This window comes from Stenotrophomonas sp. CASM106 (genome assembly GCF_049384825.1).
Taxonomy (GTDB): domain Bacteria; phylum Pseudomonadota; class Gammaproteobacteria; order Xanthomonadales; family Xanthomonadaceae; genus Stenotrophomonas; species Stenotrophomonas muris.
Map to the genome: position 1 here is coordinate 1 of NZ_JBMRFS010000097.1, position 385 is coordinate 385.

The 385-nt window shown below is 54.3% G+C and carries 2 tRNA genes and 1 rRNA gene; all 3 read right to left on the reverse strand.

The features are described from left to right. Positions 1-45 precede the first annotated feature (45 nt). Positions 46-122 (reverse strand) — tRNA-Ile (locus tag VG556_RS22710). A 29-nt stretch (positions 123-151) separates the two neighbouring features. Further along, a tRNA-Ala gene (locus VG556_RS22715) sits at positions 152-227 on the reverse strand. Between the two features lie 92 nt (positions 228-319). Further along, a 16S ribosomal RNA gene (locus VG556_RS22720) occupies positions 320-385 on the reverse strand; the annotation flags it as partial.

Sequence of the window (385 nt, forward strand, 5' to 3'; positions counted from 1 at the left end):
AGTGCTGATGCGTATAAAGATCGATTGTATGCGTCATTCAGAGAATGGTGGGTCTGGGTAGACTCGAACTACCGACCTCACCCTTATCAGGGGTGCGCTCTAACCACCTGAGCTACAGACCCGGAAAGACTTTCCGGAACAAACTCAAACATGGTGGAGCCTGTCGGGATCGAACCGACGACCCCCTGCTTGCAAAGCAGGTGCTCTCCCAGCTGAGCTAAGGCCCCAAAAGGGACTCTCACATCGGCCTGGCCGACATGATTCTCTGAATGCAGGTACTTTGTGAAGACGCCCGACAGGACGATGCTGTCTTTGCTCAAAAGGAGGTGATCCAGCCGCACCTTCCGATACGGCTACCTTGTTACGACTTCACCCCAGTCATCGG